Raw genomic sequence first — 14072 nt, forward strand, 5'->3', positions numbered from 1 at the left:
TGGATATTGATCGGTAAAAATAGTTTCAAAATAACTTCATAACAAGTAGCTCTATGGATCCACTCAACGAATTTAGCACACTGGAAAATCACTCTACGGTTAACGCTTAAAACACAAAAATCGGACTAGGCTAAATTGTATGACACGTAGGAGATTTATTAATTAATTTGAATATTTGAAAAACAGAGGAGTAGATATGGAAACGAAGATTTTGATTAAAGACGTTTCTGCTCCAGGAGATTTAATTTTGGAGACAGAAACCGAAAATCTCACACTTGAAGTAGAACTGCCCTCTGGAGAAGGCCTCGTTAATTCAAAAGAAGAATCGTTTAAATGTAAACTGGGCCGTTCGAGAGATCTACAGAGTGACAAAACACATAGGACAGCGACTCCAATAATTAAAGTTATTGATGTCAAAAAGAGCTATACTCTTGGAGGTATGGAGGTTCCAATTCTTCATGATATAAACCTTAAAGTGCTAGAGGGAGAATTCCTTGCCATAATGGGACCATCGGGTTCGGGTAAAAGCACACTTATGAATCTTATCGGTTTTCTTGATAGGCCTACGGAAGGGACAATCATAATTAAAGGTCTGGATATCAATAAACTATCTGACAAGGAAGTTGCCAGGCTCAGAGGGTTAGAAATCGGTTTTGTTTTTCAGACATTCAACCTGATCCCCAGGCTTACAGCTCTTGAAAACGTTGAGCTTCCAACCTATGCCAACGCAAGGAGTGGAGTCGATACTCATGAAAGAGCAAAGGAATTACTTAAACTCGTGGGACTGGAAGATCGAATGCACCACAAGCCGGGTGAGCTTTCAGGTGGTCAATCCCAGAGAGTTGCTATTGCCCGAGCTCTTATCAATGACCCTGCGATCCTCCTTGCAGATGAACCCACTGGAAATCTGGACTCGAAGACAGGCTGTGAAATTCTAAATATATTTAGAAGACTCAACGAAGACAGAAGAACAATTGTAATGATTACTCACGATCCGGAAATTGCAGGATATGCAGACAGGATAGTGCTCGTAAAGGATGGAATAGTTCAGAATACGGAATAATCTCGGGTGTTATATTTCAAAACTCAAGCTAATCGGGGTGTGGAATTAGAATGGCAAAAATCAAAAATTCATTTGTCCCTCTTGTATTATCCTGGCTTTTAGCTTCCTCGTTTTTTGCATCTTCTGCCTCTGCAGCTGTTGGGGGAGCAAATTTGAAAGTTACAATAGTTGAAACAAATCCCTATCCTGCAAAAATAGGAGAATATCTGAATCTGACTGTTCAGGTGGAAAACATTGGTGGAGATAAAGCTGACAATGTTGACATCGAAGTTGTACCTCAATATCCTTTCTCTCTTGATTCAGAAGCAAATGCCCTAAAGAATGTTGGAGCCCTCAATCCTGGCAGGACTGCTACAAAGGAATTTTACCTTTTTGTAGACAAAAATGCGCAGAAAGGAATCCGCTCCATTGACATCAGAACAAAAACAGGCAAAAACAGCCCCTGGAGTGAGAAAAGCTTTGACATACGAATAGGCACTGAAACATTTAACAGCAAAGGTACAGTTGAACTTAAGGAATTTGTCTCGGATCCGGAGGTTTTCATGCCAGGAGACAGGGGTACTGTCACTGTAACTCTTATAAACACTGCAAGTAATCCTACTGTCACCATTGATGGAAGTGACTTCGATACCAATGCCAGAATTCAGGCTGCAGTTTTAAAACCTTTATCTGATGGGATAATTGTTCTTGACGCTCCTTATGAAGATATGGGCATTTTAGGGCCTGGAGATAGCATCAAACTGACTTTCAATGTTAAAGTTGCAGAAGATGCCCCGGAAGGAACTCACAACTTTGAACTTGCAATAGAGGGGAACTCCTTTGATTACAACAGCAGAAAGAATATTCCTCTCAAGGTAGATTCTTCAAACATAAGAGTGATTCCTTCAAAAGAGCTCCAGATAGTAAATGGTAGATCTACTCTTGAGTTCGATGTAGCCAATACTCACCCTAATGAGTTTAGCTCGGTAAGCATAAAACCTGAAGCGGAAGGCGTCATATTTTACCCTGCTGAGTATTTTATAGGGCCAATGAATCAAGACGAGCTTTTTACGATTGAATTTAATGCGGTAACAGACAATTTATCCGATGCCAGAAGGGACCCCTACGAGCCTATAAATCTAACACTTTCAGCAAATTACGGCAATGGAATAAATAAGCATGAGAATATAGTAAGCAATATGTATATTCAGTCCATTGAGGCAACTCAGGGCAGTTCGGGCATGCTTGTCCCAGGCTTATTACTTGTTGTCATCGCCGTTGCAGGCATACTAGTTTACAGAAAGAAGAAACAGAGCAGAAAATGAACATTCAGGGAGAACAAAAGCTCCTGGAGATTAATATCAAATTTTTGAAAAAAGTTTTGAAGGTAGTGCAGCTCAGATAGATATCCTGAAACATACGAAGCAGTTTAAGGCTGCACTCGATCTTTTTGATTATATCCGGGTAAAGTATGCAAACGATTCCCAGTCCTGGTTTTAGCCAATCTCCGATCAAATTATTTCTTTCCTATTTTATCGGAAGAGTAAAGATAAACGTGCTGCCTTTTTCTCCCTTTGATTCCACCCAGATATTCCCTCCATGAAGATCTACGAAGTTTTTAGCAATATAAAGTCCAAGTCCAGTTCCACCGTATCCCCTGGTTGTGGAAAAATCTGCCTGAATAAAAGGCATAAACATCCTTTCGTGATCCTCTTTTGACAGCCCTATTCCGCTATCCGAAACTTTAATCTCGAGCATCCCTTCTTTTTTGAGGGCGCTTACAGTAACCTTTTTCTTTTCAGGAGTGAGTTTTATAGCGTTATTCATGAGACTGTACAGGATCTGTCTCAGCTTTGTTCTATCAGCCCGGATGTTCTCAAGAGAGGCATCAACCTTTACTTCTACACTGACTTTCTTACTTGAGGCAAATGAGATAAGACTCATTCTTACCTCTCCTAGAAGGCTGGCAATATCTACATCTTCATAATTAAGGTTCTTTTCCCCGGTTTCGAGCATTGATATATCAAGTAGATAATTGATAATTTCCAGAAGGTTCTTCCCGCTTATGAGAATATTACTTACATATTTTGATTGCCTCGTGTTCAGGGACCCGAAAGCTCCTTCCAGCAGCAAATCGGAGAAACCTATTACCGAGTTAAGGGGGGTCCGAAGTTCATGGTTCATGTTAACCATCAGCCCATTTTTGGCCCAGTTTGAGGCTTCTAGATCTGTTTTCGCTTTGAGAAAATTATTTTTCAGCTCTATTTTTTCTTCCAGAATTCTCAAACTCTCTAATTTCCCTTTTCTTTTAGCAAAAACATTGCTTTCTTCCATTAATTCTAGAAGGACTCTACCTGAAAGTTCTTCAAGAGGAATGGTATAGAGAAGTGTGATACTTTTATTCTTTTCCAAAGCCATTGTTTCAATGGCCTTTCCACACGTTTCAAGACAGGGCTTAAGAGAATTTCCAGTGTTTTTAATCTCAAAATTTGTTCTAAACCCTGAAAATCCTCCAGAAAGGGTATTTCCATATCCTTTTTCGGCGAGTTCTTTTACTGCTGACGCAAGAAGAGTAAGATCTTCCAGGAGTGGATTAGCCGGCAGAAATTCTAATTGAGAGGAAGTGAGATAATGCTCGACATCCACTCCTGCCTTCATAAGTTCACTTTTTGCCCCTTCAGCAGCCAGTTTATCCGGGGAAACCCATAAGCAATATTCTCCCCCTTCAAGTCCTTCCTTAAAATAGGTAACAAGTAGTTCTATCAATCCTTCGGCGTCCTCATACACGGCAGAGATCTGGTGACTCTGCGGAGCTTTTAAAGAAGGTCCAGAGTCTTCAGCAATATTTTTCCTCAAAATATTTCCCCTCCATATTCTAATTGCGTTTCAATGTTATGCAACTGGGCTTGAATAGGGTATGAGATAGAGTCTAAAGAGGCAAATTTTAATGTTCAGCAATTTCGGGCAGCTTAAGCGCTTTAAAATCATTTGAAGAATTCAGGGCAACACAATCCTCTTTCTAAACTTATGACACTTATACATACTCTTCATTTTTTATATGTATATTGCTAGCATATATAAGAAATATCCGCGTTTAGACTGTTCTCTTAAAAGCAGCTTACCATATATTCGGGAATTAATATTTACTGAGGTTTCGGAAACCGGACAAAACGAAACCGGACAAGATGGAACCACACAAAATGGAACCACACAAAATGGAACCGGACAAAATGAAACCGGAAGAAACACGTTTTAACTTTAACGATTCGCAAACGTATTCTGTATTTTACTACTGCATCTGAAAATTGAAGCTCAACTTACGTGAAGTTTCAAACAGAGTTATGGCATCAAGGGTATAGACCCCCTACCATACTTCTTGCATTCAAACTTATACAGGGAATTTATTTATCAGGATAATTATCCCCTAATTGATATATTAATAAAAACCGGAATACTAATTATGTATCCTGAAAATAAATGGAGATAGGATTTTCAATATAATTTTTCCGGCAGAATTCGATACTATTAATATCTAAGCCGGTGCTAAAATATTGATCTGCGCAGCTTTGAGGAGGACTAAAATACGGAGATTGGAGAGAAAAGGACTATTGGAGCCCGAAATTTTCTTTACCCCATGCCCACTACCCTCGTAGGGGCTCGTGTAAACGAAAAGCCGAATTACCTGACAGTCGCTTTTTGCGGAGTTGTACAGGCAAGCCCTCCCATGATTGCGGTGACCCTTGGGAAAATGCACCATACAAATGAAGGAATAAGGGAAAACCAGTGCTTCAGTGTAAATATTCCTTCTCAGAACATGGTGGAAATTACGGACTACTGCGGCATAGTCTCCGGAAAAAGAATAGATAAGTCCGAAATTTTCGAAACCTTCTACGGAAAACTTGAAAAAGCCCCAATGATCCGGGAATGTCCTGTGAATCTTGAGTGCAGACTTATTGACATTCTGGATCTCGGAGGCGCGAGTGAGGTTTTCATAGGAGAGATTGTTGAAAGTTATGCAGAAGAAAGATATCTCTGTAATGAAATTCCTGATATCGAGAAGATCAAGCCTATAGTTTTTTCCATGTACGATAATAATTACTGGGGAATAGGTGAGCACCTAGGCAAGGCATGGTCTATTGGGAAAAATTTTGCTGAAGGTGGTAACGAAAAAAAAGCTGAAAATGCTAGATGATACGCTGTAGTAAAACTCCAGGATGAGCGAAAGGAAAATAAATATTATTGCAGGCGTGACTGGAAGAAAATAAGTAAAAACGCATAACTGTATAATTAGCCAAATAAACGTAAAATTGGCCTAATAACTATATAATTAGCCTTTAATTAGAAAGGCTGTTGGAAAGATTCATTTCAGCTCAAAGGTTTTTCAGCTCAGAGGTTCTTTATTCAATGGGAAGGGGGATTACACATGAAAATAACAGTATTCAGCGGGAGCCATAAAGGCAGGGAAGGAAACACTCTAATTATGGTAGAGGAATTCCTGAAAGGAGCAGAAGAAGCCGGGGCAGAAACCGAAAACATTTTTCTGATCGAAAAAAGAATTGGATATTGCAAGGGAAAATTCGAGTGCTGGCTCAAAACCCCTGGAAGTTGCACAATCAGGGACGATATGGATGATCTGCTTCCCAGATTTGTGGCTTCAGATATTGCAGTATTCGCATGTCCCGTGTATTTCGATAATATCCCAGCTGTTATGAAAAACTTTATAGATAGACTTACTCCTGTGCTTGTGCCTCATTTTGAAGAAGATGAAATGGGAGAGTACAGGCACGCAAAACGCTATGAAAAGCTTCCAAAACTCGCCGTGATATCAAACGCCGGGTTACCGGGCCAGACAAACTTTGAGGTTGAAAGCCTTTTTTTCAAGCGGCTTGCAAGAACTTTTCATACTGAACTCGTTGCTGAAATATACAGAGGAGAAGGAGAAATATTTAGGGGCAAAAACAATATCATGCTAAAACCTCTCCTAGGAAAGTATAAAAAAACCCTCAGATGCGCAGGAAGAGAACTTGTAGAGAACCAGACACTCTCAGAAAAAACCATAAAGGAACTTGAAAAACCAATTGTACCTGAAAGCCTGTACATAAAATTCGGGAACGAAGAATGGAACCGGCTGTGCGAGGAAAATAAGGTTGACTGAACAGTGCTGCACAAGCATGAAGAAATTGTAGACCTATGGATACTAAAAATGGATTAAAAACAAGCCTTTTTAAAAAAGGCTTGAGCGAAAACCATGAGCCAACATTTGGGTTTGAGAACCTTATCCCCAAACCCTATTGGCGTGATCACAACCCTTTTCAAAAAAGGCTTGACCGAAAAACCAAGCAACAACGTGGTCGGCGTGATCAACCGGCGCAACGGTTGCTACAAAAATATTCTGGCTGTTCTTTCTAGCTGTTCTTTCTGGCTGTTATTACTTAGTCTCCAAACCGCCTTCCACAAGGTCTTCCAGGCTGTGTTCCATGTAAGGGGCATTGCTCCTGTTGATGAGTTCCTGACAGACTTCTGCCGGCTCTCCATCCATTGCAAGAGCTCCGTTATCAATCAATATAGCCCTGTGAGCAACTTCCCTAACAAAATCCATGTGGTGGCTTACAAGCACGATGGTCGTGCCAAAGCGTTCGTTGATTCTTTTTAAAGAGTTTGTGACATCCCTGAGAGTTACAGGGTCAAGGTCTCCGAATGGTTCATCAAGCATAAGATACTCGGGAGAAGTTGCAAGGCTTAAGGCAATGAAAGCCCTGACATGTTCGCCCCCGCTGATCTGGTAAGGAGTTTTGTCAAGAATTTCCATTGGCAGGTCAAGGGCTTCGAATACTGGTCTTGCATAGGTATCAACATCAGTTATTGGGATCGTCGGAAAGAGTTCAAAATAGATTGTGTCATTCAGATTGAGTTCCCGCAGAGCAGTTTCTTTCTCTTCTTCTGGCATGTCAGGCAGGCGGTATATAGTATCAAGGGTTTCATCCGACAGCCCTATTTCCCTAGCTTTACTCCTTGCATGTTCAATTGAACCTTGCTTTTTCATGCTTAACCTGAACCGAATTTGTTCCCTTACCGTGGAGTTTACGGACATCGAGAATTCCTGGTTCATAATACTCATGATCCTACGGAGTTCCATGCGTTTTTTGCTATACCTGGTAACGTCTACCAAGTCTCTGTTGCATAGATATTCTACGGTTCCGCTCTTTGGTTTTACAAGCCCTTCCATGAGTTTCATAAGGGTTGTTTTTCCAGCTCCCGAGGATCCGATAAAAGCCAGAATTTCTCCTCTGTAAATATCGAGAGAAAAATCTTTGATATTCAGGACTTCTCCCATCCTGATGATGGAATAGCGTTTTGAAATGTCCTTAACTTTAATGCAGACCTCTTTCTTCTCGGGTTCCGCAAGCTTTTCCTTTGGCTTCATATCCCTGAGGAAATTTTTAAGTACTAGGGAAGGTTCTCCGTTGGCTGCAATTTTCCCGTTTTCAAGGAAGATCAACCTGTCAGCAAGATAAGCGTGAATTTCCGGAAGGTGAGAAACTACTATAATTGGGATGTTCAACTTCTTTTTCAGGCTCTTTATTACATCAAGGACTTCCTGTTTTGTATCCGGCCCGGTCATTGTAACAGGTTCATCTAGGAGAAGGAGTCTCGGCTTTGCGGCAAGCTGTCTTGCCATTACAACTCTCTGTTTTTCTCCCCCACTCAGGAGATTGGTGGAATGAAGCGCCTTATCCTCCAGGCCCACGAGTTTTAGATACTCCATTGCTTCTTTAAACAGGTCGTCGTAATCATTATCTACACTGTGCGGAAGATATTCATTCCGTGGAAGGGATTCATACCCCACTCGAAGGTAGTTCAGCTTTCTTATAACATTTTCAATCGCAGGCCCGTTCCAGAGCCCGAAGTTTCGCTGTAGGTGTATTGCGCTTACGCTCTTCAGAAATTTATCCCCTTCAATCCCTGAAGCAGGCGTTATAATTTTTCCATCTACTTCCACAGTTCCCTCCTGAAAGGGCTCAACTCCCCGGAGAATGCGCAACAATGTCGACTTTCCGCTTCCGCTTCGACCTGTTATCCCGAGGATTTCTCCATCCTCTACCGTGAAGTCGATATGGTCCAGCACTTTTATCTTTTCGGAACGTACCTCATAATCTTTAACCAGGTTGGAAACTCTGAGCATAATCATACCTTTTAGTGTTAATCGTAAGTTAATGCCTGACCCGAAATCTGTTCTGCAATTCTGTCAATTGCGCGTGATAACTTGCCTTTTTCACTGCAATTTTCGGATGCTTTTGCGCCAGTATAATTTATACTAAAATAGGAGTCAGATATTACCTTATAACTATTTATTACAATCGGCTGCTATAATTAAACCAGAACAGTCTTAAAAACTAAATATGGAAACTCAAAACTTTCTGAGACATGCCACACATCAATTTAGAGCTAAAACCGCGCTCTGGAAAAAAGTACTCTGGAAAAAAGTACCCTGAAAAAAATAAGTAATTTAGAAGAATAGCAGAACTAAATAAATCTTAAATAAGACTTAAATAAGTCCTTTCATACTTAAAAGCAGGCAGCACATCTGGAATTTTAGTTTCAGAGTTCATCTTTTTATGGCTGATACAAGATCAGCCACTTTTGCAGTAACGTCCCTTGCTTCTTCAAGAACGGTGCCGGTAACTATCATATCTGCACCTGCCGACACACAGAGTTTTGCAGCCTCTGCGTCTCTAATCCCACCGCCAACAATGAGTTTGTTTTCCCCTAGAACTTTCTTGACAGCTCCTATCATCTCAGGGTTAATAGGCTTGTCAGCTCCGGACCCGGCTTCAAGGTAGGTATAATGCATGCCGAGGTATTTGCCTGCAAGGGCATATACTGCGGCAAGTTCAGGTTTCTTTCTGGGGATCAATTTAGCGTCCCCTACCCAACCAACAGTCCCTCCGGGTTCAACTATAAGGTATGCCATGGAAATAGGTTCTATCTGACTCTGGTATACAAGCGGAGCTCCCAGAACCTGGTTTGTGATCACATACCCTAGATCTCTCGAGTTCAGAAGACTCATGAAAAATACGGCATCTGCATACCTGCTAAGCCCGGCTGAACTTCCCGGAAAAAGAATGGTTGGAACATCTACCTTTTCTTTTATCTTTATGACGGTCTCATCAAGCAGGGTTCCCGACGCTCCGGTTGAGCCCCCTATCATGATGGCATCAGTGCCTCCCTTGACTGCTGCAAGGGCGATTTCAGCGGCTCGTTCAGGCGTTTGGGAAGCAGGATCGATAAGGGTAAGATGAACTTTTCCTTCCTGATCAATGATTTTCTGAAGGTGTGCTTCCACCTGCAAAAAAGATCATGCTCCCTTGGATTCCTTGGATTTTACCCGAAGAGCACTGTAGCCGCATTTTCTGCAGCGAGTTGCTCTTACTGCATTCCTTGCATTGCATCGCATGCAAATTTTTTTATTTAATAATCTTTCTTCTGCTTCTGGAAAACGACCCATTTTTGTCACCTGCTATTATTTTTCAATATTGATAAGGTATATAGTCCGCTTAATGGATGTTAAGGGATATAATGTTTTTCATCAAAAAAGCCCGTCTTTTATTGAGTTTGCAAGCTTCCTTTCTTTTACTTTTAGGATAATCATCGTTTTTCTTATCCTGCTAACTCAAAGCTTATTTATTGCTTATGTTGTTTATTCCCTGCCCTATGGCTTAACCAAGATGAAGCTGTAATTAAGTTGACATTGGATTGTGTCAAAGTTAACATTGAAATTATATAACGATGATAATTATTTACAGATAAAATCATTATTTAACGCTAAAACCGTAAGATTCTAAGCCCAATTTCATATTAATTTAATTTGGAAGGTTTATTTAATTTCTTGATCTTATAAATGGTGATTTATGTGTTGATTCATCCTATAGACTACCGGTATGGTACAGCAGAAATGAAACATGTGTGGAGCCAGGAAAACAGACTAAACAAGCTCCTTCAAGTCGAGGCAGCCCTTGCCCGCGCCGAAGCGGATATGGGTTTGATCCCCGCAGATTCGGCTGAGATTATATCTGAAAGTATCTCTTCCGTAAAATCTGAAAGGGTTGACGAAATTGAAGCAGAGATCCATCATGATATGATGGCTGTGGTCACTGCAATTTCTGAACAGTGCAGAGATGACGCTGGAAAATGGGTACATTTCGGAGCCACTTCAAACGATATTCTAGATACGGCAACAGCTCTCCAGATTAAGGATGCAATTGATCTTATGGAGGATAAACTCAAAACTTTTCTCGGAGTTCTGCTTGACAAGGCCGAAGCCCACAAGAATACGGTCTGCTGCGGAAGAACTCACGGACAAATAGGGGTTCCGACAACATACGGACTGCGCTTTGCTATATGGGCTTCGGAGATTTCAAGGCATCTGGACCGTCTCCATCAACTCACTCCAAGAGCTACTGTAGGGCAGATGACAGGTGCAGTTGGGACCCAGGCTGCGTTTGGGAAATCTGGGATACTTATCCAGAAACTTACAATGCAGCACCTTGGAATCGGCGCTGTTGATGTTTCCAATCAGATCATTCAGAGAGATAGGCACGCTGAATTTGTAATGTGGATGGCAAATACAGTTACGACTCTGGATAAGATAGGTATAGAAATCAGGACTCTCCAGCGCAGTGAAATTGCCGAGATTGAGGAAAGTTTTGGAAAAAAGCAGGTAGGCTCATCTACTATGCCCCATAAACGCAATCCTATAAAGTCCGAGCAGATGTGCGGGCTTGCAAGAATTGTAAGGGCCATGGTGGAGCCCGAACTCCTTAATAATACACTGTGGGATGAAAGGGATCTGACCAACTCTTCTTCCGAGAGAGTAGTTTTCCCTGAAGCCTGTGTGCTTACGGACCACATCCTCAAAATAGGGATAAATGTAATTGAACATCTGAGATTCTATCCTGAAAATATCCGGAGAAATCTGGAATTGCTAAGGGGCCTTAATATGGGAGAGGCTGTGATGATTGAGCTCGCAAAAAGAGGAGTAGGCAGGCAGGAAGCCCATGAGCTCGTGAGGACTGCAGCAATGAAAGCCCACGATACAGGACAGCATTTCAAAAATGTACTTCTGGAAAATCCTGATATTGCAAGATATTTAACTGCTACAGATATTGAGAATCTCGTAAATCCCGATAAATATATAGGGACTGCAGTGGAACAGGTTGAAGTACTTGTCGCAAAACTTCGTGAAGCTTATTCTCTCTAACTTACTCCTTCTAACCTTTTTTAATTTTTCACATTATTAAAAGGTTGCAGGATGTTATTTTCTCTAGCCAGCATGATATCTTTTTATTTTCGAAGATATCTTCTTATTTTCGAAGATATCTTCTTATTTCCAATGATCTTCTAAAGTATGTATAAGTTGCTTATTGCCCTATATTTTATTTCATTGAGAATTTAGAAGTTGCCTGACCATAGATCCTGAACCATTTTATTCCTGTAGCTTCTGTTTGAAAACCTCGAGATTTTCCCAGTTAAATTTTTCAGGAGGGCAGGCTCGGATACATTTCTGGCAATGGGCGCCTTCACATAGGTCAGTGCTTATCATAACTCTATTTTCGTCGTCAATTGATATAGCGCCAGTTGGGCAGACTTTAATACACTTTTTGCACTCGGGGCAATCGACAACCATAGTCATGTAGGTTCCGACTCTTTCAAGTACATGAAGCCCTTCTTCTCCAAGAACTGGAATATCTCTCTCCACACGTTTATCGATAATGAGATTCTGTATCGGGTCTCCCAGGCCTGGAAGCTCTTTCTTTTTGAGATATTTCTTGAACATTTTAAAGGGCATACCTTCTTCCCAGTACGCAAGTTCAAGAACATATACGTCCCGGAATTCCGGAGCAGTCGCAAACATTATGTGTGTGCCTATTATCTGACTTGCAATGTCCTGAAGTTCCCATAATCTCTTTTCCGACAGCAATATTTCACGGGCGACTGCAAGTGAAGTGTTTCCAAGCTGGGAGACCTTTCCTGTTGCGTACGGAATCAAACCGATTTTCTGGGCTTTTGCTGCATCCATATATGTACCGGCAGCACCTGCCATATAAGCCGTATCAATGTCTGCCATTTCGATACCTGCGGTCGAACAGAGCGTAATATGCCCTGCACGAATTGCGCCTATAGCTTTTCCGGCTTCCTTCAGGTCTTTTTCAGAGAAATCCATCCGATTTTGCAGGTGAATAAGCTCATCCGGAGTTTTAATCCTTGGAAGCTCTATAAGGCCACGTTCAATTCCTTTTTCTATCAGAGCTATGACCCCGGTACCTGTGATTCCTTTAGCCTTGATCTGACCTTCCTCAAGGATTTCCCCGGTTGCCGGATCGATTATATCTCCAGGAACCGGTTTCATTTCTTCACTCAGGACGTAGTTCCTTAATCCCCCATTCTCGAATTCAAAATCTGATATGACGTAAGGAGACGCAAGGTTTCCATGTTTTATCTGCTGTCCTTCAAGGGCAGGGCCAGCAGCTGCAGATCCCGTATAAATAATATCCTTCACTTTGAGGGCCATTTCTGCATTTGTTCCGTAGTCCGTAGCAATTGAAATTTCGTCGCTATCGAGCATTCCGGATTTTATTATCAGGGCAAGGGCATCGGCCCCAACTTCATGTTTTATTGCAGGAGGAACTACGATTTCACAATCATATTCATCAAGCCCGGGGATTTCACTGCTATGTATGATTCTCGCGCTTCTGTCCTGCTCCTGTATATTATACTTCTTTTTCTTCCGTTCTCCTGCATAGGCCAGGTCTTCGATGCTTATCCCCTGAAAGATGGATAGCTGAATTGGGTTCCCACATATTGAAAGTCTTTCAAGTTCTTCACTTTTCACATCAAGAGCCTGGAATAGGCTCTTTACTGCATTTATAGAAAGTCCATGTGCGAGATCCTGACCATAGTGAATTGCGAAATCCATATGATCCATTACGTTTGATCCGGGAAGAGGATTCCTCAAAGTTATCACTGTTCTTCGGATCTCTTCTGTATCAAGATCGATTTTTTGAGCTCGATACCCACTTGTTCCAAGGTCAATTGCAACTCCACATCTCATAGAAATTCCCCAAATTTTCCCCATTTTACCGATATTTTGGTGTGCTATATAGCTGTTTCAGATTTATTTACACATTATTTTGAAAAATAACGTATAAATAAATAGGGTGATTTATTTCTTTTTATATATTTTAAGCCACTCTTATTAAGCCTCTTTTTATAAGCTCTTCTTTTAAGCCCTTCTGAATATATCTTAATACTTTTCCAAGCAGCTTAAAAAATAGTCTCACTCAATAGTCTCACCCTTTTTGCTTTTTTCTTTTAAAGACGATTGAACATTCACGCCCCATTATGAAAAACAGATATCGGGAGGGATATGACTGGCATATATTTATATATTACAAGTGACTTTGTATAGCTGATGAGCTAGTCCGGGTAGCCCGGCGTTACCTGTAACCCGAGATCGCCGACACGCGGGGGACGAAGCCAATGGAAGATGCGTCGAAGGGACTCCAGCCTGGAATCTCAACGGAGAAGCCCCGTCCTGCTTGGATGGTGCAGGTATGCGGGTTTGCTGGAGAGCAGGTCTTCATACCATAACTGCGGAAACCGGTCGAGGCCCGGAAGGGAGCAGACTTACTGTGGGCAACTATCGCTTGCGGGGCTGCGGGGTGGAGAAGAGGTCCCAGTCTCCTGGTATCTCCAAGGTTCAACAACCTGAGGTGTGCTCATCGCTTAATATATCAGGTGATTCAGTTTTATAGCATAACTATTATACTTCTTGTAAAATAGTCCCTGTGAAACCCTTCCTCTGGAAAAGATTAAATACATAAAATGCATTTAAGGGGACGTGCTTCTTAAAGTCCTTTGTGACGAGATAGCCAAGCCCGGTATGGCGCGGGATTGCTAATCCCGTGATGCTTTGCGTCCCGGGGGTTCGAGTCCCCCTCTCGTCGTTATTTTTTAATTTTTTCTGAGTTTA

The 14072-nt window shown here is 41.5% G+C and carries 10 protein-coding genes, 1 tRNA gene and 1 other RNA gene; 7 read left to right on the forward strand and 5 right to left on the reverse strand.

All coding sequences use genetic code 11. From position 1 onward, the window contains the following. Nucleotides 1-196: 196 nt before the first annotated feature. Nucleotides 197-1063, forward strand: coding sequence for an ABC transporter ATP-binding protein (locus tag A9239_RS14395; protein WP_048157180.1), 867 nt, complete (start codon nt 197-199; stop codon nt 1061-1063). Between the two features lie 50 nt (nt 1064-1113). After that, nucleotides 1114-2367: a COG1361 S-layer family protein gene (locus A9239_RS14400; RefSeq protein WP_048156439.1), complete on the forward strand. Its 1254-nt coding sequence runs from the start codon at nt 1114-1116 to the stop codon at nt 2365-2367. Between the two features lie 202 nt (nt 2368-2569). Here the strand turns inward: A9239_RS14400 and A9239_RS14405 are convergent, their stop codons facing one another. After that, a complete protein-coding gene (locus A9239_RS14405; protein WP_069575358.1) occupies nt 2570-3898 on the reverse strand; it encodes an ATP-binding protein in 1329 nt (442 codons plus the stop codon). A 778-nt stretch (nt 3899-4676) separates the two neighbouring features. Here A9239_RS14405 and A9239_RS14410 point away from each other — a divergent pair. Next, nucleotides 4677-5234, forward strand: a complete 558-nt coding sequence (locus tag A9239_RS14410) for a flavin reductase family protein (RefSeq protein ID WP_048156442.1) — start codon at nt 4677-4679, stop codon at nt 5232-5234. 231 nt (nt 5235-5465) lie between these two features. After that, entirely contained in the window at nt 5466-6197 is a 732-nt protein-coding gene (locus A9239_RS14415) for a flavodoxin family protein (protein ID WP_048156443.1), read from the forward strand. A gap of 273 nt (nt 6198-6470) precedes the next feature. Here A9239_RS14415 and A9239_RS14425 read toward each other — a convergent pair whose 3' ends face one another. The 3 genes from A9239_RS14425 to A9239_RS14435 form a co-directional block, all read right to left on the reverse strand. Next, nucleotides 6471-8225, reverse strand: coding sequence for an ABC transporter ATP-binding protein (locus tag A9239_RS14425; RefSeq protein WP_048156449.1), 1755 nt, complete (start codon nt 8223-8225; stop codon nt 6471-6473). A 423-nt stretch (nt 8226-8648) separates the two neighbouring features. Beyond that, entirely contained in the window at nt 8649-9392 is a 744-nt protein-coding gene (locus A9239_RS14430; RefSeq protein ID WP_048156451.1) for a geranylgeranylglyceryl/heptaprenylglyceryl phosphate synthase, read from the reverse strand. Nucleotides 9393-9398: 6 nt separating this feature from the next. Further along, complete coding sequence (locus A9239_RS14435; protein ID WP_048156454.1) at nt 9399-9548, reverse strand: 50S ribosomal protein L40e; 150 nt, start codon at nt 9546-9548, stop codon at nt 9399-9401. Between the two features lie 405 nt (nt 9549-9953). Here A9239_RS14435 and purB point away from each other — a divergent pair, with 405 nt between their 5' ends. Continuing rightward, nucleotides 9954-11300 (forward strand): adenylosuccinate lyase, encoded by a 1347-nt coding sequence (gene purB, locus A9239_RS14440; protein WP_048156456.1) that lies wholly within the window; start codon nt 9954-9956, stop codon nt 11298-11300. A 225-nt stretch (nt 11301-11525) separates the two neighbouring features. On the opposite strand, the gene A9239_RS14445 is transcribed toward purB, so the two are convergent. After that, nucleotides 11526-13151 carry a methylamine methyltransferase corrinoid protein reductive activase gene (locus A9239_RS14445; protein WP_048156460.1) on the reverse strand — a complete coding sequence of 542 codons (1626 nt, stop codon included), beginning with the start codon at nt 13149-13151 and terminating at the stop codon, nt 11526-11528. Between the two features lie 358 nt (nt 13152-13509). Here A9239_RS14445 and ffs point away from each other — a divergent pair. Together ffs and A9239_RS14455 are read left to right on the forward strand one after the other, a co-directional pair. Then, nucleotides 13510-13824, forward strand: an RNA gene (ffs, locus tag A9239_RS14450) — signal recognition particle sRNA. 137 nt (nt 13825-13961) lie between these two features. Next, nucleotides 13962-14046, forward strand: a tRNA-Ser gene (locus A9239_RS14455). Nucleotides 14047-14072 lie beyond the last annotated feature (26 nt).

The organism is Methanosarcina sp. A14 (assembly GCF_001729375.1).
GTDB classification, from domain to species: Archaea; Halobacteriota; Methanosarcinia; order Methanosarcinales; family Methanosarcinaceae; genus Methanosarcina; species Methanosarcina barkeri.

Coding starts and splice junctions, on each gene's coding strand:
- A9239_RS14395 (WP_048157180.1), top strand. CDS start 197: ATGGAAACGAAGATTTTGATTAAAGACGTTTCTGCTCCAGGAGATTTA.
- A9239_RS14400 (WP_048156439.1), top strand. CDS start 1,114: ATGGCAAAAATCAAAAATTCATTTGTCCCTCTTGTATTATCCTGGCTT.
- A9239_RS14410 (WP_048156442.1), top strand. CDS start 4,677: ATGCCCACTACCCTCGTAGGGGCTCGTGTAAACGAAAAGCCGAATTAC.
- A9239_RS14415 (WP_048156443.1), top strand. CDS start 5,466: ATGAAAATAACAGTATTCAGCGGGAGCCATAAAGGCAGGGAAGGAAAC.
- A9239_RS14425 (WP_048156449.1), bottom strand. CDS start 8,225: ATGCTCAGAGTTTCCAACCTGGTTAAAGATTATGAGGTACGTTCCGAA.
- A9239_RS14435 (WP_048156454.1), bottom strand. CDS start 9,548: ATGGGTCGTTTTCCAGAAGCAGAAGAAAGATTATTAAATAAAAAAATT.
- A9239_RS14445 (WP_048156460.1), bottom strand. CDS start 13,151: ATGAGATGTGGAGTTGCAATTGACCTTGGAACAAGTGGGTATCGAGCT.